This is a genomic window from uncultured Algoriphagus sp. (assembly GCF_963974365.1).
Classification (GTDB): Bacteria; Bacteroidota; Bacteroidia; order Cytophagales; family Cyclobacteriaceae; genus Algoriphagus.
On sequence record NZ_CAXBBX010000002.1, the window covers coordinates 32,660 to 55,206 of the forward strand.

Annotated in this window: 20 protein-coding genes and 2 tRNA genes; 11 read left to right on the top strand and 11 right to left on the bottom strand. The window is 39.7% G+C overall.

What is annotated here, in order from left to right:
• Window positions 1–4 precede the first annotated feature (4 nt).
• The 3 genes from AACZ87_RS02645 to AACZ87_RS02655 are packed head-to-tail and all read left to right on the top strand — an operon-like array spanning window position 5 to window position 3,075.
• Window positions 5–1,357, top strand: coding sequence for an HlyD family efflux transporter periplasmic adaptor subunit (locus AACZ87_RS02645; protein ID WP_339864582.1), 1,353 nt, complete (start codon window positions 5–7; stop codon window positions 1,355–1,357).
• Window positions 1,357–2,745, top strand: coding sequence for a TolC family protein (locus AACZ87_RS02650; RefSeq protein WP_339864584.1), 1,389 nt, complete (start codon window positions 1,357–1,359; stop codon window positions 2,743–2,745). The genes AACZ87_RS02645 and AACZ87_RS02650 overlap by 1 nt, the downstream gene beginning before the upstream one ends.
• Window positions 2,746–2,790: 45 nt before the next feature.
• Entirely contained in the window at window positions 2,791–3,075 is a 285-nt protein-coding gene (locus tag AACZ87_RS02655; RefSeq protein ID WP_339864586.1) for a DUF1330 domain-containing protein, read from the top strand.
• Window positions 3,076–3,142: 67 nt separating this feature from the next.
• On the opposite strand, the gene AACZ87_RS02660 is transcribed toward AACZ87_RS02655, so the two are convergent.
• The gene (locus AACZ87_RS02660) at window positions 3,143–3,778 is read right to left on the bottom strand and encodes a peroxiredoxin (RefSeq protein ID WP_339864588.1); all 636 of its coding nucleotides are present in this window, start codon (window positions 3,776–3,778) and stop codon (window positions 3,143–3,145) included.
• A gap of 237 nt (window positions 3,779–4,015) precedes the next feature.
• Between AACZ87_RS02660 and AACZ87_RS02665 the strand changes: the two genes are divergently transcribed.
• From AACZ87_RS02665 to AACZ87_RS02680, 4 genes are all read left to right on the top strand, one after another.
• On the top strand, window positions 4,016–4,609 hold the full coding sequence (locus tag AACZ87_RS02665) for a TIGR04282 family arsenosugar biosynthesis glycosyltransferase (protein ID WP_339864590.1): 594 nt from the start codon (window positions 4,016–4,018) through the stop codon (window positions 4,607–4,609).
• 110 nt (window positions 4,610–4,719) lie between these two features.
• The gene (locus tag AACZ87_RS02670) at window positions 4,720–5,334 is read left to right on the top strand and encodes a DUF6134 family protein (RefSeq protein ID WP_339864592.1); all 615 of its coding nucleotides are present in this window, start codon (window positions 4,720–4,722) and stop codon (window positions 5,332–5,334) included.
• A complete protein-coding gene (locus AACZ87_RS02675) occupies window positions 5,327–6,034 on the top strand; it encodes a TIGR04283 family arsenosugar biosynthesis glycosyltransferase (protein ID WP_339864594.1) in 708 nt (235 codons plus the stop codon). Before AACZ87_RS02670 ends, AACZ87_RS02675 begins: the two co-directional genes overlap by 8 nt.
• Before the next feature lie 18 nt (window positions 6,035–6,052).
• Window positions 6,053–7,114: a VOC family protein gene (locus tag AACZ87_RS02680; RefSeq protein ID WP_339864596.1), complete on the top strand. Its 1,062-nt coding sequence runs from the start codon at window positions 6,053–6,055 to the stop codon at window positions 7,112–7,114.
• Window positions 7,115–7,120: 6 nt separating this feature from the next.
• Here AACZ87_RS02680 and gap read toward each other — a convergent pair whose 3' ends face one another.
• Window positions 7,121–8,131, bottom strand: a complete 1,011-nt coding sequence (gap, locus tag AACZ87_RS02685) for a type I glyceraldehyde-3-phosphate dehydrogenase (RefSeq protein WP_339864598.1) — start codon at window positions 8,129–8,131, stop codon at window positions 7,121–7,123.
• Window positions 8,132–8,321: 190 nt separating this feature from the next.
• Between gap and AACZ87_RS02690 the strand changes: the two genes are divergently transcribed.
• The 3 genes from AACZ87_RS02690 to AACZ87_RS02700 all read left to right on the top strand — a co-directional run bounded on the left by AACZ87_RS02690 (window position 8,322) and on the right by AACZ87_RS02700 (window position 12,271).
• Window positions 8,322–8,393, top strand: a tRNA-Glu gene (locus AACZ87_RS02690).
• A 47-nt stretch (window positions 8,394–8,440) separates the two neighbouring features.
• A tRNA-Glu gene (locus tag AACZ87_RS02695) sits at window positions 8,441–8,515 on the top strand.
• A 336-nt stretch (window positions 8,516–8,851) separates the two neighbouring features.
• Window positions 8,852–12,271: a HEAT repeat domain-containing protein gene (locus tag AACZ87_RS02700; protein WP_339864600.1), complete on the top strand. Its 3,420-nt coding sequence runs from the start codon at window positions 8,852–8,854 to the stop codon at window positions 12,269–12,271.
• Between the two features lie 394 nt (window positions 12,272–12,665).
• On the opposite strand, the gene AACZ87_RS02705 is transcribed toward AACZ87_RS02700, so the two are convergent.
• The 9 genes from AACZ87_RS02705 to AACZ87_RS02745 form a co-directional block, all read right to left on the bottom strand.
• Complete coding sequence (locus tag AACZ87_RS02705) at window positions 12,666–15,650, bottom strand: carboxypeptidase-like regulatory domain-containing protein (protein WP_339864602.1); 2,985 nt, start codon at window positions 15,648–15,650, stop codon at window positions 12,666–12,668.
• Between the two features lie 320 nt (window positions 15,651–15,970).
• Window positions 15,971–16,309 (bottom strand): gliding motility protein GldC, encoded by a 339-nt coding sequence (gldC, locus tag AACZ87_RS02710; protein WP_339864604.1) that lies wholly within the window; start codon window positions 16,307–16,309, stop codon window positions 15,971–15,973.
• 95 nt (window positions 16,310–16,404) lie between these two features.
• Entirely contained in the window at window positions 16,405–17,064 is a 660-nt protein-coding gene (locus tag AACZ87_RS02715; RefSeq protein ID WP_339864605.1) for a 3-oxoacid CoA-transferase subunit B, read from the bottom strand.
• A 51-nt stretch (window positions 17,065–17,115) separates the two neighbouring features.
• Complete coding sequence (locus AACZ87_RS02720) at window positions 17,116–17,814, bottom strand: CoA transferase subunit A (protein ID WP_339864606.1); 699 nt, start codon at window positions 17,812–17,814, stop codon at window positions 17,116–17,118.
• 11 nt (window positions 17,815–17,825) lie between these two features.
• Window positions 17,826–18,749 (bottom strand): bifunctional riboflavin kinase/FAD synthetase, encoded by a 924-nt coding sequence (locus AACZ87_RS02725; protein ID WP_339864608.1) that lies wholly within the window; start codon window positions 18,747–18,749, stop codon window positions 17,826–17,828.
• The gene (gene truB, locus AACZ87_RS02730) at window positions 18,736–19,419 is read right to left on the bottom strand and encodes a tRNA pseudouridine(55) synthase TruB (protein WP_339864609.1); all 684 of its coding nucleotides are present in this window, start codon (window positions 19,417–19,419) and stop codon (window positions 18,736–18,738) included. The genes AACZ87_RS02725 and truB overlap by 14 nt, the downstream gene beginning before the upstream one ends.
• Window position 19,420: 1 nt before the next feature.
• Window positions 19,421–20,215 (bottom strand): undecaprenyl-diphosphate phosphatase, encoded by a 795-nt coding sequence (locus AACZ87_RS02735; protein ID WP_339864611.1) that lies wholly within the window; start codon window positions 20,213–20,215, stop codon window positions 19,421–19,423.
• A 9-nt stretch (window positions 20,216–20,224) separates the two neighbouring features.
• Window positions 20,225–20,437 (bottom strand): DUF3098 domain-containing protein, encoded by a 213-nt coding sequence (locus AACZ87_RS02740; RefSeq protein WP_339864613.1) that lies wholly within the window; start codon window positions 20,435–20,437, stop codon window positions 20,225–20,227.
• Window positions 20,438–20,441: 4 nt separating this feature from the next.
• Window positions 20,442–21,332 carry a permease-like cell division protein FtsX gene (locus AACZ87_RS02745; RefSeq protein ID WP_339864615.1) on the bottom strand — a complete coding sequence of 297 codons (891 nt, stop codon included), beginning with the start codon at window positions 21,330–21,332 and terminating at the stop codon, window positions 20,442–20,444.
• 728 nt (window positions 21,333–22,060) lie between these two features.
• On the opposite strand from AACZ87_RS02745, the gene AACZ87_RS02750 reads away from it, so the two are divergent.
• Window positions 22,061–22,504: a DUF2147 domain-containing protein gene (locus AACZ87_RS02750; RefSeq protein WP_339864617.1), complete on the top strand. Its 444-nt coding sequence runs from the start codon at window positions 22,061–22,063 to the stop codon at window positions 22,502–22,504.
• Window positions 22,505–22,547 lie beyond the last annotated feature (43 nt).

Consider the following 22,547-nt stretch of genomic DNA (forward strand, 5'->3'; position numbering starts at 1 on the left):
GACGATGTTGAATATTTCTGAAAATGTAATCAAAGACAGAGGGCCCTTTGATGAGGCAGAAAGCCTCAAGATGACAGTAGCGAGTGAAGAGAAGCGTAAAAGGGTTAGAATTCTACTTGTGTCCTGTTGTGCAGTTTTTATCATGCTTTTCCTGCCTTGGACCCAATATATTAGGTCTAAAGGCTACGTGACCATGCTTCAGCCAGAGCATAGGGCTCAAACCATTCACTCTGTGATAGCGGGTAGAATCGATAAGTGGTATGTGAATGAAGGTGCATTCGTATCCAAAGGAGATACAATAATTAGTATCACAGAAGTAAAAGATGAATACTTCGATTCTTTGCTGTTGCCAAGAACTCAGCTCCAAGTGGAAGCTAAAAATCTCTCTGCCCTTTCATACAAAGAGAAGGTTCGCGCTCTTGACAGTCAAATAGCAGCTTTGAAGCGAAACAATGTTCTGAGAAAGGAGCAAGGGAGAAATAAACTTCAGATGGCTGAGTTGAAGGTAGAATCTGACAGCATTCGTTTTGAGCAAGCCAAAGTCAATTATGAGATTGGTCTGAAGCAACTAGGCCGTGCGGAAAAACTTTACGAGGAAGGCTTGCGATCGCTTACAGATTTGGAGACTCGAAGGCTAAAATTCCAGGAGGTGCAAGCGAGTGTAATCAGTGCTGAGAATAGTCTCTTGAGTAGTAAAAATTCATTCGTTTCAGCACAACTTGAATTGGACGCTATTGACAATGATTTTCAAGATAAACTGGCAAAAGCGGAATCGGATATGTACACCGCACAATCAAGTCAATACGATGCTGAAGGTTCTGCTTCGAAACTTGAAAACCAATATTCCAATTACGAAGCTCGTACTGGCTTTAGACATATTGTGGCACCTCAGGATGGATTTATCTCAGAGGCTATTCAAGTTGGACTTGGAGAGACAATCAAAGAAGGGGACCAAATAGTTAATATCGTTCCTTCCAATGGTGAATTGGCAGTAGAGATGTATGTGTCTCCAGTGGATTTACCGTTGATGGAGGTGGGCAAAAAAGTCCGTTTCATCTTTGACGGTTGGCCAGCAATTGTATTCTCAGGATGGCCAAAACTATCCAATGGAACTTTTGGAGGTGTGATCGTTGCGATAGATCAATTCGCTGGTAAAAACAATCAATTCAGAATATTGGTGGCTGAGGATCCGGAAGAGCAAGCTTGGCCAGAAGTTTTGCGTGTAGGCTCTGGTGCAGATGGGATCGCGCTTCTGAATGATGTGCCTGTTTGGTATGAAATCTGGCGACAACTCAATGGTTTCCCTGCAGATTACTACACCAGGATTCAGAAGGAAGAAATAGCAAAAGGAAAGTAATGAAAAGGACTCTTTTAATTTTCTTATTCTTTGCAAATTGTCTGACTATCAAGGCACAGGAATCTGATACCTTATCGTTTGATATCTATTTGGATTGGGTGAAGTCTTATCATCCGCTATCAGCTCAAGCTGACATTATGCTTACCATGGGAGACATGGAAGTTCGTACAGCCAGAGGTGGCTTTGACCCCTTGCTTTATGGTAACTTGGATAAGAAAAGCTACGATGAAAAGACCTATTATGACAAACGCGAAGCAGGAATTTCCATACCTACTTGGGCAGGAATAGAGTTGAATGGAGCCTTTGAGCAAAACTCTGGTCAATACCTAAATCCTGAAAACTCGGTACCGGCTGGAGGTCTGTTATCAGCGGGGGCCTCAGTGAATCTTGGTCAGGGATTGATATTGGACGATAGGAGAGCTGGATTAAGAAAGGCTCAGATCTACCAGCAATCCACTGATTCCGATCGCAAAAGGCTGCTAAATGAATTGTATCTTCAGGCAACAGGTGCCTACTGGAATTGGTCCTTAGCTCATGCAAATAGAAATTTGCAGGCTGAAGGAGTGATGCTCGCTGAGACTAGATTTAGAGGTGTGAAAATCAGTTTTGAACAGGGTGATTTTCCCGCAATAGACACGGTAGAAGCTGCTACTCAGCTATTGAACAGAGAATATAATCTTCAGAAGGCCGAGAATGAGCTTTTTATGCGGACTCAGGAGCTTAATAATTTTCTGTGGGATGATTCTGGTAATCCAATTGCACTGGATGCTGGGACTTATCCTGAGAAGCTTCATTCTGAACTTCCCCTGATTTTGAATGAAGAAGAACTACGTGTGCTCATAGCTGAACATCCCGAGCTTATGTTGGTAGATTATGAATTGGCTAGTCTTGATGTGGATATGAGGCTGAAGGCTCAGCAGATAATTCCGGTTGTCAAGCTTAAATATAATTTCCTCACCGAGGAGCTAAATCAATTTGATCAAGCAGGTTTCTTTGAAAATAATTACAAATGGGGTCTTTCGGTTTATACTCCATTGATGTGGAGAAAAGCCAGAGGAGGTATGCGATTGGCTGAGGCAAAAATAGAATTCAAAGAGAACTCCAGAGATCTGAAAGAGCTTCAACTACGCACTAAACTAGAGAATGAATTGAATAGCTGGAGTGCATTAAATGCCCAGATAAATACCTACACCCGGAATGTTGCAGCTTTGGAAATGTTACTTCAAGGAGAAATTAGGCGATTTGAAATAGGCGAGAGTAGTTTATTTCTCGTAAATAGTCGGGAAGTCTCTGTTTTCAGTTCTAGAATGACACTTAACGAATTGCTTTCAAAGCGGAAGGTCGCTTATGCAAAAACAAGGTTCGCTGCCGGAGTTGGCTTTGAATGATTCCTCTAATTGAATTAAATTAAGTACTAATTAAAGATAGATTTTATGCCTGCATTTGTCATAGTAGAAGTCGATATCACTGATCCTGAAAAATACAACGCTTACAAGCAACTCACTCCGGCGACAGTTTCTGCCTTTGGTGGAAAGTTTGTATTGAGAGGAAATCCAGTGAAAGTATTAGAAGGAGAATGGAATCATGAACGTCTGGTGATGCTGCAGTTTCCTACCAAAGAAAAAGCTGAGGCTTGGTATAACTCAGAAGGATATCAGCACGCCAAATCAATAAGAGAAGGTGCAGCTAAGGCAAAATTCTTGTTGATAGAATCTTAAGTTTCACTAATAGAACTAGTAATAAATAAGGCTTCCAGTGGAAGCCTTTTTATTTGATTGACAGCTGCTATAAGTCTGGCTGTGGTGTCATTCTAAGATAAGGTTTGATGACCTTGTGACCTTTTGGGAATTTGGCAGGAATGTCTTCCGTCTTAATTCCTGGAGAAACTACCACATCTTCTCCTTGCTTCCAGTTAGCTGGCGTAGCTACCGAATAGTTAGCTGTAAGCTGTAAAGAATCGATTACCCTGAGAAGTTCGTCAAAGTTTCTGCCCGTACTTGCCGGATAAGAGATGATTAGCTTTACTTTCTTATCATTTCCAATGATGAAGACCGATCGTACAGTAAAGTTTTCACTTGAATTCGGATGAATCATATCATACAATTCAGATACTTTTCTGTCCTGATCTCCAATGATTGGAAAATTAACGGTGGTGTTTTGCGTCTCATTGATGTCTGAGATCCACCCTTTGTGATTTTCCAAACCATCTACACTTAGTGCAAGTACCTTAGTATTTCGCTTCGCAAACTCACCTTGAAGTTTTGCCACAGCACCAAGTTCCGTAGTACAAACAGGAGTGTAATCTGCAGGGTGGGAAAATAAGACTCCCCAACCATCTCCCAGATACTCGTAAAAATCGATTTTTCCTTCAGTAGTATCGGCCGTAAAATTTGGGGCCGTGTCGCCTAGTCGTAATGCCATTTTTTTTATTGTTTAAAAGTTTTGTTTTCTATACGACCAATATAACGTTCATGAATCTTTTCAGTTCGTGTTTTTTTAAATCTTTACGGGAAAATGGTATATCGTTAAACTCATTACTCATTTTACCAGTTGTAAGTCCAACTAGCGTCAAAACATCGTAAATGAACTTAATCAAATTTTCAAATCTTTTGAGGCAAACTCAAGGGGGTTCTATTTTCAAATGAACCACTTCCAACTATGAAAAAAGGACTACTTATTTTTCAAAAAAACGCAGAAATGGGAAAGGTGAAAACCAGACTCGCGGCCAGTATTGGGGATGAAGCTGCTTTGGAAGCTTATAATCAGCTAGTGGACTATACGCATAAGGTTGTCAAAAGAACTCCGGCAGATAAAATACTTTTTTTCTCAAATCACTTAGAAGAAGACCTGTCCAATTATTCAAAAGAATATCGTTTTGAACTGCAGTCAGGAAAGGACCTGGGTGAAAAGATGAGTAATGCTTTTCAACAATTATTTAAAGAGAATTATGATCATCTCGTAATAATAGGAACGGATTGTGCAGAGATTACTGCAAAGCTAATTTCGGCAGCATTTGAGACATTAGAAGAAAGTGAAGTGGTAATAGGGCCAGCTCATGATGGTGGGTATTATTTACTTGGAATGAGATCGTTTATTCCGGGATTATTTAAAGGAATCCCATGGAGTACTGATCAAGTTGCAGCATTGACTAAGGAATATCTTTCACAGAATGAGATTTCCTTTGGGTTGCTACCAGTGCTTTCTGATGTTGATTTTGAAGAAGATTGGGTGAAGTGTAAGGATAATCTTTGACCTTTTTAATTCGTCAGTTATTGGGGAATTAAAGGGAATACCCCATCTTTCTGCGGAATATGTTTATTTAAAACAACAAAAAAAATACCCTTACCCCTTGATAGAAATATATGTTATTAAAAAGCTATAAATCAGCCTGTTTTGTATTGTTATTTATGGTAGGAGCAACCTTGAATGCTTTCTGCCAAACTAAAACTAATACCTATGATATTGTGCTAGCAGGGTTTACCATTGGCACCATGCAAGCCGACAAAACTACTTCTCCAAAAGGTGAGGACTATCAGATTCACAGTAAAGTTGAATTCTGGTTTTTTGGTAAAATTCATGTTGAATTTCTTCAAAATGTAAATTTTCAGAATGGACAATTGATGAAAGCGACCACTAAGTCAGATTCTAACCGTGGCAATTTTGTCACTACTGTCAATTGGAATAAGGATCACTACGATATAGATGCAAACTCTTACAAGTTTCATAACGAGGAGTCTATCAAACAAGCTGTTTATGGTACCCCTGCAAAATTGTATTTCCACGAACCTAAAGATGGAGATGTATTAATCTCAGAGAATTTTGGAATGTTAACTAAGGTAAATGAGATTGAAAAGGGCGTTTATGAAATCGATGTGAACGGAAATATCAATCGCTTTTATTACGAGGGAGGAGTTTTGCAAAAGGTGATTTTGGAAAATAACATCAAAAATTATTCAATAAAACTTCGAGTTGACTGAATCTAATACGCTATCTGTAATTATCCCTTGTCTCAATGAAGAGAGGAATTTGAAGGAATTGCTTCCTTTTCTTATAGCAGAAGGGAAAGCTTTAATAGAGGAAATTATAGTAGTAGATGGAGGTTCTTTAGATAATTCTATGGCTGTTGCTAAATCTTTTGGAGCAACCGTAGTTCAATCTTCTGTCAAAAACAGAGCAGCCCAATTAAACATGGGGGCTCAGCATGCCAAGAGCAGAATTCTTTATTTTGTCCATGCTGATTCCAGACCTGTGGCCGATTTTGCAAATGTGATTAATGAGAACCTAAATAAAGGCAAAAATGCAGGTTGCTTTCGCTACAGGTTTGACTCTGACAGCATACTTCTACAGTTTAATTCTTGGTTTACACGATTCAATGGGATTTTATCCGGGGGAGGCGATCAAACCTTATACATCAAAAAATCTATTTTTAATTCTCTAGGTGGATTCGATGAGGACTTTTGCATTATGGAAGATTTTGACTTGGTGAGAAGAATTCGCCAAAAATCTGATTTTCATGTCCTTCCAAATGAAATAATTGTTTCCGCCCGCAAATACATAGAAAATAGTTGGCTAAAAGTGCAACTGGCTAATTTCGCGGCATTTTCTCTTTTTTTGTTAAAAGTTAAGCCAGCATGGATCAAAAGTTTATATTTAAATTTTTTAAACCAAAAGAATTAAAAGTATAACTGTAGTTGAATGAATCAAGCGACAATTAATGGCATCCAACAAGTAGGGATTGGAGTAAAAGATGCGAACCAAGCTTGGGCTTGGTATAGGAAGGCTTTCAAGATGGATGTGCCAATTTTTCAGGATAGTGCTGAAGCTAAATTAATGACTCGCTACACCTCTGGCAAAGTAGAAAGTAGACATGCTATTCTTGCATTAAATATGCAAGGTGGTGGCGGGTTTGAGATCTGGCAATACACTTCTAAAGTGCCTTTAGCTTCCGAGGAAGAGCTTACTTGGAAAGATTTGGGGATTTTGGCTGTAAAAATGCGTTGCCATGATATCCAAAAAACATACGACCATCTAAAAAGCGTAGGAGCAGTGATGCTTGGAGAGCCAGTCAAAAACCCAATGGGAGTTTGGCACTTTTACGTGAAAGATCCTTATGGAAATAGGTTCGAATTGATTGAAAATGACTCTTGGTTCAACAAGAACAAAGACCTAACAGGTGGTGTTTTGGGGGTTGTCATGGGAGTTTCTTCTATAGATGATGCTTTGCCTACTTATCAAAAACACTTGATGCAAACAGAGATTCTTTTTGATGAAACTGGAGTTTGGGAGGATTTTGCACAAGTGGGAGAAGGATCTACAGAATATAGAAGAGCTATTCTTCAAGGTTCCTCAGTTATGACTGGAGCTTTTGGGAAATTGTTTTGTCAGACTCAGCTTGAATTGATCGAAACGAAAAATCAACCTAGGAAAAAGGCATTTGAAAATAGAAACTGGGGAGACCTAGGCTTTATCCATGTTTGCTTTGATGTGAACGGAATGGGGGCGATCAAGGAGAAGCTTGCCAAAGACGGTATTGAACTTACCGTGGATAGCGGAAATGAATTTGATATGGGTAAAGCTGCCGGAAGATTCTCCTATTTAGAAGACCCTGATGGTGCCTGGATCGAAATGGTAGAAACTTTCAAAGTTCCAATCATGGAGAAGATAGGCTGGTATTTGAACCTGCATAAGAGGGATAACACCAAGAACCTTCCAAACTTTATAGTGAAATTACTTGCGCTAAATCGTGTAAAGGATTAACAATTTTCAGCTAGCAGATATCAAGCGGGCTAGGTCGACCAAACGGTTGGCATAGCCCGCTTCGTTATCATACCAACCTACCAATTTGATCATTTTTCCTTTGGCAGATGTCAAAGCAGAATCAATAATGCAAGAATGGGAATTTCCTATGATATCAATGGATACGATAGGAGAGTCCTCAACTTCGAGAAAGCCTTTCAAATAGCCTGCGCTAGCTTGTCTGAAAGCATTATTTATTTGTTCCTCGCTTACTTCCTGCTTCAATTCCACGATCATATCTGTAAGTGATCCGTCCGGCACAGGTACTCTCATGGCGGAAGCTTCAATTTTTCCGGCTAGTTCAGGCAATATTTCATCCAAAGCTTTGCCAGCATTGGTGGTGGTAGGAATAATAGAATAGGCAGCAGCTCTGGCACGTCTCAAGTCACGGTGAGGAGCATCGTGTAAATTTTGATCGTTGGTGTAGGAGTGGACTGTGGAAGCAAAGCCTTTGACGACTCCGAAGTTCTCATCCAATACTTTGACCATTGGAGCTAGGCAGTTTGTCGTACATGAAGCATTCGAAACAATTTTTTCATCTCCTGTTAAAATTGAATCATTCACTCCTAAAACCACCATTTTGATCGTAGGATCAAGTGAAGGAGCTGAAATGATCACTTTTTTCGCACCAGCAGTTATATGTTTTTCAGCTCCGAGACGATCAGTGAATCGACCCGTACACTCTATTACCAAGTCAATATCTAATTCTTTCCATGGAAGTGTTGCAGGGTCAGATTGTCCAAATAATTGAATTTCTTGCTCATTTACCTTTAAAACGGAATCCTGAAGTTCAATTTTACTTTCAGTTTTTCTATGAATGGAATCGTACTTTAGCAAGTGCGCTATGGCAACTTGATCAGCTAAATCGTTTATAGCGACGAGGTTAAAACCTTTTTTCTCTAGGATTAATTTTGCTGTATATCTTCCTATCCTTCCAAAACCGTTTATGGCAATTCTAATGTCTCTGGTTGGTCTCATGAGTAATTTTCAAATTGGAGATCAAAAATAGGAAAATCAAATACAAACCCTCCTAAGAAAATTTTATTCCTTTTAAGTCAGCTTTTTAACTCATTTCAAAAGAAATTTTCGAGCCCAAATTGTTTTTAAAAACTTAACCTTCTATATTTGCACAACCATTCAGAAAAGCACGTTTTCGAAGGGTATTAATGGTCGGTTCGTCTAGGGGTTAGGACACGTCCCTTTCACGGATGAAACACGGGTTCGATTCCCGTACCGACTACATTGTCGCCTGAATTTCAGGAAGTTGTGAAAATTTTTATTGAGTATGGTCGGTTCGTCTAGGGGTTAGGACACGTCCCTTTCACGGATGAAACACGGGTTCGATTCCCGTACCGACTACCAAGACGTTAAAGCTCAATCCCCGCTTTGTCTTAAGATATTTTTGTTTTATGGTTGTTAGTGGTTAAAGTGAACAAAATCCCGATCCTTGGTCGGGATTTTTGTTTTTACAACCCTTTTTGATTAATGGCAAGCAAGCCACATTTAATTTTGTTAATTTCAAGATTGGAATAATAAAATATGATTATCCCCAATGATGCCAGTCACCTTAGATTCTTTGCTAATCTGGTCGGAAGACCGAAGACCGAATCGGCCTCAATTCTTAAATTTAACATTCCCTACATTGCTTCTACCAACTTACTGGTAGAGAAGCTGATATTCATATAATAAAATTAACCTATGCCTCAACCCAAAATTAAACATCACTACGCCAAAATCATTTTGGCAGCAGCAATTCCACTCTTATTTTCCTGCGCTAAAGAAGAGGAAGTGGACCTCAGAGAACGCACACTTACCAAAGAAGAGATCGCTCCAATGGTGGAAGCTGCAGAAGGAGCAATCAACCCCACGCTAAGTCCTGGTCTTAAACTTTCCCTTTGGGCGGTTGACTCGTTGGTTTATGATCCAATTTCTATTCAGGTGACGGAAGATGGTAGCTTGTACTATACGAGAACCAACCGTCAAAAAAATTCCGAATTTGATATTAGATCTCATCAGGATTGGGAAATCGCATCTATAAGCCTTCAGACTGTAGATGAAAAAAGAGCTTTTCTTCAAAAAACTCTTTCTCCGGAAATGTCTGATAAAAATACCTGGCTTGGAGATGTGAACGGTGACGGATCGCATGACTGGAGAGACATGACTGTGGAGAGAGAAGAGCTATACAGACTTGAAGATAGAGATGGGGATGGTCTTGCAGACTATTCGCAGATTATGGTTCAGGATTTCAACGATGTGACTACTGATGTGGCGGGTGCTTTGCTCAAACTTGATGATAATTTATTTATTGGAGTAGGACCTGATCTTTGGAGACTTAGTGATAACAATGGAGATGGGATCATGGATGAAAAAGTATCCATATCTCACGGCTATGGGGTTCATGTAGGTTTTGGAGGACATGGAATGTCTGGGCTAAAGCAAGGGCCTGATGGACGTATTTACTGGGGAATAGGAGACATTGGGTTTAATGGTGTAGGGCCAGATGGCACAGAATGGAAGTATCCAAATAGAGGGGTAGTGGTCCGAGCGAACCCCGATGGATCTGACTTTGAGGTCTTCGCAATGGGCGTAAGAAATACACATGAATTTACTTTTGATGAGTACAATAATCTGATCTCGGTAGATAATGATGGGGATCATGGGGGAGAAAGTGAAAGGCTAGTATACTTAGTGAATGGATCTGATACGGGCTGGAGAACCAACTGGCAATTCGGAAAATACCGTGATCCAGATAACAATACCTACAAAGTCTGGATGGATGAGAAACTTTATATCCCTAGGCATGAAGGTCAGGCAGCATACATCACTCCACCAATTCAAAACTACATCAATGGCCCAACAGGAATGGTTTACAATCCAGGGACTGCTTTGGCTGAAAAGTGGAAAAACACCTTTTTCGTAGCATCTTTTGTAGGTAACCCTACTAGATCAGGAATTCATGCCTTCAAATTGGTACCTGATGGAGCTTCTTTCAAAATGTCCCAAACAGAAAATATTATGTCAGGTGTGTTGGCAACTGGTTTGGATTTTGGCCCGGATGGATCACTATATTTTGCAGATTGGATAGAGGGTTGGAATACCAAAAACTACGGTCGGGTTTGGAAAATTGAGGATGAGGCAGGTGCAAATTGGGAAGCAAGGAAGGTCACTGCTCAAGTGATGAAAACTGACTTCAAAACACTTACGGATGCAGAACTTGGGGGTTATTTGAGTGATGCGGATTTGAGGATTCGAAGAAAAGCGCAATTTGAATTGGCAAAAAGAGGAGAAGATGGAGCTAAGGTGTTTAGCGAAGCTATCAGCCAAAGTACGAATCAACTAGCTAGAATTCATTCAATAGTTGGGATCAGTCAACTGGCAAGAATGGAGAAAATGGATTATGCAGACAAATTGATTCCGCTGCTTAAAGATCAGGATGCTGAGATTCGCGCACAGGCGGCGAAGTGGCTTGGAGATATAAAGTATGCTAAAGCTGGAGCGGAATTGATGCCATTATTATCAGATAGTGAGATTAGAGTTAGGTTTTTTGCCTCAGAAGCCTTGGGTAGAATTGCTTACGAGCCTGCGGTCAATGGATTGATCGCAGTACTGGAAGCAAATAATGATGAAGATGCGTTTTTACGCCATGCAGCAAGTTTAGCTTTGGCAAGAATCAATAAGAAAGAGCCAATTTTAGCACTTTCATCGCATCCTTCTAATGCAGTTCGTCTGGGTGCAGTGCTGGCGCTTCGTAGAATGGCTGAGCCAGGGATTGCTGTTTTCCTTGGTGATACTGATGAATACATCGTGACGGAAGCAGCTAGAGCCATCAATGATGATTTTTCTATAGAAGGTGCTTTACCAGCTTTGGGTGATCTTTTGGTTACCACCAAGTTTGAAAATGAACCATTGATCAGAAGAGCGATTGGGGCAAACTTGAGAGTGGGAACTCAGGAGGCAATGGATAATCTTTTAGCTTACATTGCTAAACCGGGCGTAAATTCGGTTTTGAAGGCTGAAGCAATTGCCACTTTAGGTACTTGGGCAAAACCATCTGTGCTTGATCGCGTGGATGGAAGAAATCGTGGCGAAGTGGAGAGAGAGCTTGGCCCAATACAAGAGTCTGCAAAAACAACTTTAATTGGTTCTTTAAATAATAGAGACGAGGAAGTTCGTGTAGCTGGCGTGAAAGCAATTGGCAAATTGAAGATTGCGGATGCTGAAGCTAAGCTAGTGTCTTTATTGAAAAATGATCAATCAGAAAATGTTCGTGTTGCGGCTATTTTGGCACTTTCTAATGCTAATCCGGAATCAATATCGGGTCCTATCGAGATAGCAATGAAGGATAATTCAAGAGCTGTTCGAGTGGTCGGTCTGGATTTATTGACAAAGACAGATATTTCTCAAGAGCTGATGGTGAACTTACTTCAAGATGTGATCCAAAACAGAACTACAGCAGAGAAGCAGTCCGCTTTACTTAGTTTGGGTAATCTTGAAAATTCAGCGGAGCTTCCACTTTGGAATACTTTATTGGATGATCTGTCAAAAAATAAATTACCAAATGAAGTGATGATTGAGTTGGAAGAAGCTATTGATGAAACTGGCTCTGCTGATCTCAGAACTAAATATGACCAGATTCAGAAAGAAAGAACTGGAGGAGATTTAGTAGCTCTTTACAGTGGGGCTCTGGAAGGCGGAAGTGTGCGAGTAGGTAGAAATATTTTCTTCCAGAATCAGACGGCTCAGTGTATCCGTTGTCACGGTTACGATGACATGGGTGGAGTGGCTGGTCCTCATTTGAACGGCGTAGCCAATAGAGCAACTAAAACTGAACTTCTGGAAGCTTTGATCGATCCAAGTAAGCGATTGGCTCCTGGATATGGTTTGGTACAACTTGAGCTAAAAGATGGAACGTCTATCAATGGAACATTGATGGAAGAAAAGGAAGAGGGCTTAGTGGTTAAAGTAGGAGCCAAGCCTGATACATTGATTCTGAATACCAACATAGCTGAGCGTAAGAATTCACCTTCCAGTATGCCTGATATGAAAGCGTTACTTACTAAAAGAGAAATCAGAGATCTAGTGAGTTTTCTTGGTACCTTGAATAAAGAATGGGAATAGTATAGCTGAATTGCAGTTAAAACAAATAGGATCATCACTTTCAGTGATGGTCCTATTTTTGATTAAAACCAAAGTTCAAACCTCTTTCCAAGAACAATAGCAAGACAGAATTGGATCTTAGGTGTAGGTTTAAAAGTATTAAAAGTTGTGGAGAAGGCAGTGAGCGAATCAATGGTATTGATTTACTACAGACATGAAGTTTTTTATTGGATTTGTCTTACAGCCCTTAATGCGGATAAGTCAGAATTCAATAGGATGTTTGTAGATAAGACAATTAGGTTTTTTATTCTTTCAGCCTTTGTCTGAAATCAGTTGCAAAACCCACTAATCCTAAAATCAAAAAAGCCTTCCTATAAATAAGGAAGGCTCTAGTGTAAATTGGGTTATGTTAATTTTAATTCAAGAATTCGTCAAACGTTAAGCTGACAAAATACATAGTTCCTACAGTAGGGTTTCCCCAAGCTTGGGTATATCCTTTGCTGAAGAGATTTGATCCACCTACTTTCAAGATAGATTTGATGCTTTTCAACTTATAACTAACCTGGGCATCAAAAGTACCAAATGCAGGGACTACAGATAATTGTTGACTGGAAACTGATGGGTTCACAAAGGTAGACTGCCAAGCAAACTCTCCTTGCCATCTGTAAGCAAGTGCAAATCCAAGATTATCGATAACCTCACGGTTAGCAAAGTTCAATACATAACGATACTCTGGCGTATTGAAACTAGGCTGGAAGCCGGTCTCAGCTAACTCATCCAAGTTTGAAAGAGTGTTGAATGACACATTACCTCCAACAGTGTATCCTTTTGGAAGTTTGTAATCCATACTTGCTGCCCATCCCCACGATTTGATAATCTCAGTTCTGTTGACTGGCATAGAATAGATATTTCTAGCTCCTGTGATCGCTCCAATTAAGTTCAAGCCTGTGATCGCATTAGGACCAGCAAGACCTGCATCTGTAGCATCTTGAACTAACACTTGACTACCATTGAAGTTTTCAAATCTATTGAAATATGCATAAGCATCAACCAATAATTTGGTACCCCAGATGCCCTTGTAACCTACTTCAAAAGATTTCACTCGCTCAGGTTGGAATTCTTTGATTTCATAGGGTTGAAGTTGACCAATGTTAGCTTGGGCAGCTAAAAAGCCGACTGTCTCAGCAACCTTAGCAGGTGCTTGTTCAGGAGTGATTATACCAGCAGCTACTTGTTGTTGTACTATTGCCAGAGCCTGAGCTTGAATGGTAGGATCTTGAGTAGACTGTTGAACTGCCGCTCCATAACTAGTCACATTTGCAAGCGTATAACCTGGATTAGCATTCAAGTTATACTGATTTGCAAAGAATGGTAAACCACCAATCAGGCGAGCTTGAGGGGTATTCAAATCAATGTATTGATCTTGATTGGTAGGAATGCGGAAACCTGTTTGATAAGAAGCTCTGAAATTGTGATTACCCTGAGTAAATACTCCTGAAACTCTTGGAGACCACTGGCCTGCAAAATTCTCATTTTTATCGTATCGAGCTGAAGCGGTCAATTTAAATTTATTGTTGAACAACTTCTTAGAGCCTTGAATGTATCCACCATATTCTTGGATATTAAATTCATCTCCATTTTCATCAAGCGCGAAAATGGTTCCGTTTGAATTTAAGTCATAAATTCTATAGTTAGCTCCAATCACAATTTCCGCAAATTTGATTTGCTCTGAAAGATTATAAGAGCCCTCAAAGTGATACAAATTGCTACTATCCACGAATCTTGCACCAACACCATTCTGATCGCCTGGAATAGGTTTAGAGGTGACTGTATTTAGTGCATTCTGGAATTCAGGAGAACCAGGCATGTATCGTCCTTGATCTGCAAAAGCTCTTGCTGCTAAATGAGCCTGGTCTGAAGGAAGACCTACTCCAACTGCTTGCGCATAAGCACCTACGTATTCAGGGAACCATTGAGTACTTGCTTTCCAAGCCTCGTTGATACCTTGGGCAGCTGTTCCTACTGCGAATGCATCTCCAGAACGCTCCTGAGTAGTATATGCTCTTACATACCAGTTGGAAGCCCTTAGCTCAGCTTTGTATTGGCCTATGGTAAAATCCTTGAGAGAATACCTATCAGCACCTGTGTAAACAGTGGTTCCAAAACCAAGATTTCCTTGTAGTACAGCTTCAATATTATCATTGATTCTGTAATGAAGGGCAGCATTTAACTTAACAGACTTAGTTCCATAATCTGCCAAGTCTCTTTCTAAATAGCCAGTTCTAGAAACAGCAGTACTTGGTATAGAAACTAAGGCGGCTTGTGGCAACACACCCGCGGCAACCATTGACTGTGCTACTGAAAGCATATTTACGTTAGTTTCATCACCGTAACTATTTACACCATTATAAGCGGGGTTATTGAGTGTATTTCCTGTTTCTATAGTAGACCCGTTCAAAAGTGATTGATCTCTGAAATCATTTGCTTGCCAATCGTCAGCTTTTAAATATTCAAAATTCACTTTGAAGGCAAACTTGTCACTGATGGCTTTAGCATATCTCGCACTGAAATTATAGAAACCAGTAGCTGCCTGAGATTGACCATTTTTATCCACTCTATCTCCTTGATCCATGATTCCTGTCTTCACATTGGCAGAAAGGCCTTGATATAGAAATGGACTTTTAGAATTCATTAATAAAATACCATTGATGGCATTTGGTCCATAAAGCGCTGAAGAGGCACCCGGAAGCAATTCTACACTTTCGAGATCTAATTCGGAAATACCTACAATGTTACCCACTGAGAAATTCAAGCCTGGTGCTTGATTATCCATCCCGTCAATCAATTGGACGGTTCTCACATTGCCATTTGCATTAAATCCTCGGGTGTTGAAGGATTTGAACATAAGCGACTGTGTGCTCATTTCTACGCCTTTCATGTTGTTAAGTGCATCATAGAAACTAGCCTGAGGCGCATCTCTAATTGCAATTATGTCCAATTTCTCAATGGATACGGGCGATTGTAGCACACTTTCCTCCATTCGTGATGCTGATACTACCACTTCCTGGCCGAGAATAGCCGTTTCCGACATTTGAATATCAACGGTCGACTGACTGGTGGTGATTTCTACTTCTTGAGTGTCATAGCCCACCATGGAAAAGACAAGAGTCAGTGGTGGTTCCTGATTTACATTTAAAGTGTACTTACCAGAAAGATCTGAGATAGTACCGATTACCTTTCCTTTTACCAGGATATTCACACCCACCAAAGTTTCCTTCGTGTCGGCATCCGTCAATGTTCCAGAAATAGTGGTCTGTCCAAAGACCTTGGTAGAGGTAAGGGAAACCAGGAGTACGAGTAAAAACACTGAGGTCCTGATTTTGAGTGTAAAATTGCTCATAGGCTATTTTATTGAATAGTTAGGTTTATTGAATTCAGGGTGAGAATTCATCTTGTAATACGCGAAAATTAGCCTAAAAAACGAATAAATGGCATTTTCGTAGCAAAATATAATATGAATCTAAAACCTTAAAAAATGGTTTTATTTGGAAACTGAGCGATTCAATTCAAAATCAAAAATTAATAGGTGATTTTATTGAGAATCCTGAATTGAGTTAACTGTTTCGTTAAAAATTCAAAAAAGAGTAAATTTTTGCCTTATTAGCTACAAAACCCAAAAAGCCCAGTCAGTGCCGGGCTTTTGGATTTTTTTTGGACTTATCAACCGCCCTTATTTTCTTCATTAACATGTTTTACTAGGCGATCACAAAGTTCCTTAATCTCTTCGGACATATATTCATCTGCCGTACTATTCAGAATTGTTTGAGCCATACCGCCAAGTATGTCTATGTAAAAACGCTTCATTTCCACAACGGACATTTCTTCGGTCCATAAGTCGATTCTCAGTGTGCTATGGTTTTGATTGTCCCAAACATTGAGACTTATGCTTTTGGTGTCTTCCAAGCCTGCACCTTCTTTATCTGAAGCATCCCATTTGATTGTCTTTGGGAAACTGTTTTCATCTAAATCGACTTGGAATTTTATCTCTGAGTTCTTCATACTTTATAGTTTGATTCCTATAGAATCTTGTTTTGATTTTGCAAAATTAATCAGGTTAACTTCATGACTGTTCCCTGAGTTCATTTTTCCGGATTTTATTCAAAAATCATTTCTGGCACATCGCTGTCTATGAATAGTTTTCCTGCAGTTTTGGATTTAATTTCTTCTACAGTAACACCTGGAGCACGTTCTTTTAAGACAAAGCCTCCTTGTGGCGATATTTCAAGAACTGCCAAATCAGTTACTATTTTCTTTACGCAACGGATTCCTGTGATGGGAAGGGAGCATTCTGGCAGCAATTTGGATTCGCCGGAGCGCGAGCAATGCTGCATAGCGACGATAATATTTTCGGCAGATGCTACAAGGTCCATAGCACCACCCATTCCTTTGACCATCTTTCCAGGTATTTTCCAATTGGCTATATCTCCATTTTCAGACACCTCCATGGCTCCAAGGATAGTCAGATGCACATGGCCACCCCGAATCATCCCGAAGGATTCTGCGGAATTGAACAATACAGAGCCTTTGGCCATGGTTACCGTTTGCTTTCCAGCATTGATGAGGTCTGGATCGATTTGATCCTCCGTAGGAAAAGGGCCAATACCTAGCAATCCATTCTCTGATTGCAGGACCACCTCCAAATTATCCGGGATGTAGTTGGCAACTAGAGTGGGGATTCCAATTCCTAAATTTATGTATTGCCCATTTTGCACCTCTTTGGCGATTCTCTGAGCTATTTGATCTTTTGTAAGCATTTTGGGTTGTTTTTGGATTCATCGAAAAAAATGAAGTTAAAGTTGATCTATTCACTTGCTGGTGACTGTCCTTTGCTCAATTCTCTTTTCATAATTTTCTCCTTGGAAAATACGCTGCACGTATATTCCAGGTGTATGAATTTCATTTGGATTGAGTTCTCCTGCTTCAACCAGTTCTTCTACTTCAGCTATACAAATCTTGCCAGCAGCGGCCATCATCGGATTGAAATTTCTCGCTGTTCCCTTATAAATCAAGTTGCCTGCGGTATCACCTTTCCACGCTTTGACGATGGAGAAATCAGCTTTGAGCCAACTCTCTAGCAGGTACATTTTGCCGTCAAATTCACGGGATTCCTTACCTTCAGCTACTTCAGTGCCGACTCCAGCAGGAGTGAAGAATGCTGGGATTCCAGCTCCTCCAGCTCTAACTCGTTCTGCAAGAGTTCCCTGAGGAATCAGATCTACTTCAAGCTCTCCGCTTAATAGTTGTCTTTCAAATTCAGCATTTTCTCCTACGTAGCTGGAAATCATTTTCTTGACCATTCGCTTTTTTAGCAAAAGGCCGATGCCAAAATCATCTACTCCGGCATTATTGGACACAATGGTCAAGCCTGAAATATTTCTTTCTAAGAGAGCTGAGATACAATTCTCTGGGATTCCAGTCAGGCCAAATCCTCCCATCATCAGCATACTGTTGCTAGGAATGTCGGCTACTGCTTCACGTGCATTTTTTACAGTTTTGTTGATCATCTATTTTGGGTTTATAGCAAGTTCTTTGCATTCTTTTGATCTAGAAAAAGCTGTTCTTTCAAGGCTTCCAAGCCATCAAATTTTCGTTCGTCACGAAGGAAAGCTTTGAGGTAAATGGTAATTTGTTTGTCATATAAATCACCTTGAAAATCAAACAGATTCGCTTCTACAGTCTTTTGAGTTCCATTGACTGTAGGTCGATTGCCGATATTCAACATGGCTTTATACAGCGCTCCATTGACCAAAGCCTCTACTGCATAAACGCCATCTTTGGGGATAAGTTTGTAATCGTTCGGGATATGAATATTGGCGGTAGGGAATCCAATTGATCTTCCGATCTGCTGGCCTTTGATCACCAATCCATTCAATTCATAAGGTCTGCCTAGGTAATTAATGGCAGTAGCTATGTCACCGGTCTCCAGTGCATGTCTTATTTTGGTGCTAGAAACACCAATATCTTCCACATCTTGTCTGGATATTTCTTCGAGATCAAAGCCATATTGTTCGTGATGTGCCTTTAAATATTCGAAACTTCCTTCTCGATTTTTCCCGAACCGATGGTCGTATCCTATGACTAGTTTTTTGGTTCGGATAGAATCAACCAATACAGATTCAATAAATTCCTTGGAAGTAAGCTGAGAAAATTCTTTGGTAAATGGAATGGTGATCAAATGATCAATTCCTGCCTCGCGAAGAAGTTTTGCTTTCTCTTCAAAAGTGCTCAGCAATCTAAGGTTGTGCTCTTCTGGATAGAGAACCAATCTTGGATGTGGCCAAAAAGTTATTAAAACTGTCTCTCCATTGATGGATCGGGCGATTTCTCGGATTCTATTCAGGATTTTCTGATGCCCGAGATGTACTCCGTCAAACGTCCCGCTGGTAACGACCGCATTTGAGAACTTGGGGAAATCACTTAGGCCTTCATAGATCTTCATTCGTTCTTGCTTTGATTTCTTCTACCAAAGGTAAAAGCTCATGTGCTTCTGAGAGTTTGAAATTACCAATTCTGGTTCTGCAAAGCGAACTCATATACGCTCCAACTTTGAGTTTCTCACCTAAATCTCTGGCCAAGCTTCGGATATAGGTGCCTTTGGAACATACAATTCTAAACTCGACAACTGGATTTTCAAACTTTGTAATTTCAAATTGACTTACAGTGACAGGACGGGGATCCATCTTCACTACCTTTCCTTTTCTCGCCGACTCATAGACGCGCTTTCCATCTACTTTGATTGCAGAGTGCATAGGAGGGACTTGCAAAATATCTCCAGTGAGCTCAGCAACTGCTTCTTTCACATTTTCAAGCGTAATGTGCCCAGGATCTGCAACTGGGAAAATTGGTTGCTCCAGATCAAAGGAGTCTGTAGTAGCACCAATTACAAACGTCCCAGTGTATTCTTTTTCCTGACCCATAAATGAATCAATCTGCTTAGTCATTTTGCCTGCGCAAACGATGAGTAAACCAGTTGCTAAAGGATCCAATGTTCCGGCATGCCCCACCTTCTTTATTTTCAGTGCATTCCGAACTTTTCTGACTACATCAAAAGATGTCCATTCAAAAGGTTTATCTATTAAAAATACTTCTCCGTAAGGTTGATCTTGCATTCTATAAATATAATCCAGCGATAATTGCGATCACACCCACAATAAGGCAGTAGATGGAAAAGTAGCTGAGTTTACTGTTTTTTACTAGTTTGATCATCCAAGTACAGGCAATAATACCAGCTACAAATGCAGCAAGAAATCCTGCACTTAGATAGCCAATTCCTTCGGTTTCGAGAGAAAGTCCACCATCTAAAATGTCTTTGGCTATTTTACCCAAAATCAGAGGGACAACCATCAAGAAAGAAAACCTTGCAGCTTTTGCCTTATCAATTCCCAGTAACACGGAAGTGGAGATGGTAGCTCCTGAACGGGATATGCCAGGAAGAATTGCAATTGCTTGGGCAACTCCAATGATCAAAGCTTGTCCGAAAGTAACGGGTTGATTGGTAAATTTTGCTTTGTCCGCCAAAAACAGAAGTACAGCTGTCAAGACTAGCATACAGCCTACGAAGAGAATTTGTCCGTCAAATAAAGTCTCCAATTCCTCTGCGAAGACAACTCCGACAATAGCTGCAGGAATCATTGAAAGTATTATTTTCCCTACAAATTGTGTTTCCTCATTCCATTGGAACTTGAATAAGCCCTTCAGGATTTCTGCTATGTCCTTTCGGAAAACGACTACTGTACTTAGTGCTGTTGCAAAATGAACAACAACTGTAAACATTAGACCTTCAGCAGGCATTTTGCTTTCTCCTAAAATTGCTTTTCCCAATTCTAAATGACCGCTGGAGGATACAGGCAAAAACTCAGTCAAACCTTGAATGATTCCAAGGATAATTGCATCAATTATTTCCACGTTTACTTCTTATTTGTTACTCTCTGTTTTGGCAAAAATCGCGTAGAATTCAAAGATAAAACCGGCCAATGTTATTATTGGACCAATAGTCAATCCAAGAACTCCATTTCCGTGAGGCTCACTATCAAGTCCAATAATGACAAAGCCAAGAATGATAAGACCGATGCCAATGAACATCAGCTTGTAATTTTTTCGGGAAAAAGGGAAAGATGATTTGCTCATTTTATTAATAGAGTTCGTCCAAGGACATATTTAAATACTTATTCACTGCCCGCAAGGTACTCAGTACAGACAAAATTCCGCCAACAGTAATCAAAATACCAAAGAGCACCATTAGCAATTGCTGATTTTGAAGCATTGCAAAACCTTCAATATTGGCTTGGGTATATTTCACTAAACCAAAGAGAATTACCGACGCAAAAGCCCCAGCCATCATACCAAAAAGAAAAGCCCTTGAAAGAAATGGCTTTCTGATAAAACCTCGTGTAGCACCTACCAACTGCATGGAGCGGATAAGAAAGCGCTGTGAAAATAAAGCCAATCGTATGGTATTATTGATCAACATCACGACAGTGATAATCAAAATCAATATAAAGCCACCCATTACTAAGCTTACTTTCAGTAGGTTTTTGTTGATGGAGTCTACTAAATCTGTCATGTAAGAAACCTCAAAAACACCTGGTATAGCTTGAATTTCTTTAACGATAGCTTCCAACTGTTCAGAGGTTTGAAATTCTTCAGCAATAGTCAATACAAAGCTATCTCTAAGAGGATTGTCTTCAAGGAATTTTGTAAAATCTTCTCCTGTGCTTTCTATAAAGGTAGCAGCAGCTTCCTCATCCGAGACAAATTTAAGATTCAGCGTGTCTCCTTTTTGAAGAATAAATGAGCGCTGAGCAAGGTTATCATGGATAGCATCCAGTTGTTTTTGCTCCATTTCTTTCTCTAAAAATACCTGTACCTCAATATTCTCACGAATCATGCTGGTCAGCGTCTTAGCTTGGATCAAGATTACTCCGAAAAGACCTACAATAAAAAGTGATAAGGTGGTGCTGAAAAGAACACTTCCGAATTTGAAGTGTCCAAGTGTCTTTTTCTTTCTTGGATATTTGGCCATGGATTACAATTTCTGTTCAAAAGTAACTTTCCCCAAGGATATTGCCAATCTATTCCTGATAAAGGATTTTAAAGATATAATTCTCAGATTTCTTCATAATTGTAAGAATTGTGATGAATTAAATATTTTACATTTTTAGTTGACGATAAAAATTGCCAAATACTGTTTAGGGTTTTCGCTGTGAAAAGGAAGCTTCAATTTATAGGAAGGTCTAGGATTTAGGATTGAAATCTTAGATCCAGTGTGCTTCAAATAGCTTAATAAATGACGGTTTTAGTCGATTTATGAGAAAGATATTCCCCAAAACGTTTACTATTAAATCTATAGTGATAGTCATTCTTTACAGGAAAAGCTTTTAATCCTTGTGTATTTGTGTGACTTATACTGCTAGAAATCCCATTCTAACTTCTCATTTTATTGTTTTATATCCTCGCTCAAAATTCAAGCTTTCATATATTCAATCTGGAGATAAAGCAACTGTAAACTACTCTAAATGAATTACTTGACTTTGGGGTGGTTTTTAAGAATGAATTTGAAAACATTTCAAAAACAATACTGAGAAAACAATTGTTGGCATATTATAAATCCAATTGGAAGGTAACCCAGTAAATGAAGTTAGATTCCAAAAATTGGTCAAGTCGGCATAATTGCCAGTTGGGTATGGTTTTAGGATTAGTTTCAGTAAATTAAAATCAGCTCAACTCCATACTACACCAAACTTATTTTTTATGAAGAAATATCATATTGCATTACTATCGCTTTTATCGATTCTGCTTGGCACAGAGTCTTTACAAGCACAATCCAATTCAAAGGTTTTGGGTCTGTGGTACAATACTGAAAAGACCGCTCAGATTGAGATTATTGAAAAGGAAGATCAGTTGATTGGTAAACTAGTTTGGATCAAGCATGAGGATGGCGACCCAGAGACTTTTACTGATTTGGTGAATTCGGATACCAGCCTAAGAAATCGCCCGCTGATGGGACTGACAATTTTGGAAGGACTTCAATATAAAAATGGTGTGTGGGCTGATGGAAAAATTTATGATCCTGAATCCGGCTTAAGCTATGCATGTGAACTTCAGCTCAAGAAGAAAGATATTCTTGAGGTAAAGGGATTTCTTGGGGAATCCTGGGTAAGTAGAACTGTAGAGTGGAATAGAGTAAAGAAATAAGGCAGAGATTTCTGCCTTATTTCTTTTACTACTACCTAATTCC

Coding starts and splice junctions, on each gene's coding strand:
- AACZ87_RS02665 (WP_339864590.1), top strand. CDS start 4,016: ATGAAAAAAGGACTACTTATTTTTCAAAAAAACGCAGAAATGGGAAAG.
- AACZ87_RS02720 (WP_339864606.1), bottom strand. CDS start 17,814: ATGATCAACAAAACTGTAAAAAATGCACGTGAAGCAGTAGCCGACATT.
- AACZ87_RS02650 (WP_339864584.1), top strand. CDS start 1,357: ATGAAAAGGACTCTTTTAATTTTCTTATTCTTTGCAAATTGTCTGACT.
- AACZ87_RS02700 (WP_339864600.1), top strand. CDS start 8,852: ATGCCTCAACCCAAAATTAAACATCACTACGCCAAAATCATTTTGGCA.
- gap (WP_339864598.1), bottom strand. CDS start 8,131: ATGAGACCAACCAGAGACATTAGAATTGCCATAAACGGTTTTGGAAGG.
- AACZ87_RS02705 (WP_339864602.1), bottom strand. CDS start 15,650: ATGAGCAATTTTACACTCAAAATCAGGACCTCAGTGTTTTTACTCGTA.
- truB (WP_339864609.1), bottom strand. CDS start 19,419: ATGCAAGATCAACCTTACGGAGAAGTATTTTTAATAGATAAACCTTTT.
- AACZ87_RS02725 (WP_339864608.1), bottom strand. CDS start 18,749: ATGAAGATCTATGAAGGCCTAAGTGATTTCCCCAAGTTCTCAAATGCG.
- AACZ87_RS02680 (WP_339864596.1), top strand. CDS start 6,053: ATGAATCAAGCGACAATTAATGGCATCCAACAAGTAGGGATTGGAGTA.
- AACZ87_RS02655 (WP_339864586.1), top strand. CDS start 2,791: ATGCCTGCATTTGTCATAGTAGAAGTCGATATCACTGATCCTGAAAAA.
- gldC (WP_339864604.1), bottom strand. CDS start 16,309: ATGAAGAACTCAGAGATAAAATTCCAAGTCGATTTAGATGAAAACAGT.
- AACZ87_RS02715 (WP_339864605.1), bottom strand. CDS start 17,064: ATGCTTACAAAAGATCAAATAGCTCAGAGAATCGCCAAAGAGGTGCAA.
- AACZ87_RS02670 (WP_339864592.1), top strand. CDS start 4,720: ATGTTATTAAAAAGCTATAAATCAGCCTGTTTTGTATTGTTATTTATG.
- AACZ87_RS02645 (WP_339864582.1), top strand. CDS start 5: ATGTTGAATATTTCTGAAAATGTAATCAAAGACAGAGGGCCCTTTGAT.
- AACZ87_RS02660 (WP_339864588.1), bottom strand. CDS start 3,778: ATGGCATTACGACTAGGCGACACGGCCCCAAATTTTACGGCCGATACT.
- AACZ87_RS02750 (WP_339864617.1), top strand. CDS start 22,061: ATGAAGAAATATCATATTGCATTACTATCGCTTTTATCGATTCTGCTT.
- AACZ87_RS02740 (WP_339864613.1), bottom strand. CDS start 20,437: ATGAGCAAATCATCTTTCCCTTTTTCCCGAAAAAATTACAAGCTGATG.
- AACZ87_RS02745 (WP_339864615.1), bottom strand. CDS start 21,332: ATGGCCAAATATCCAAGAAAGAAAAAGACACTTGGACACTTCAAATTC.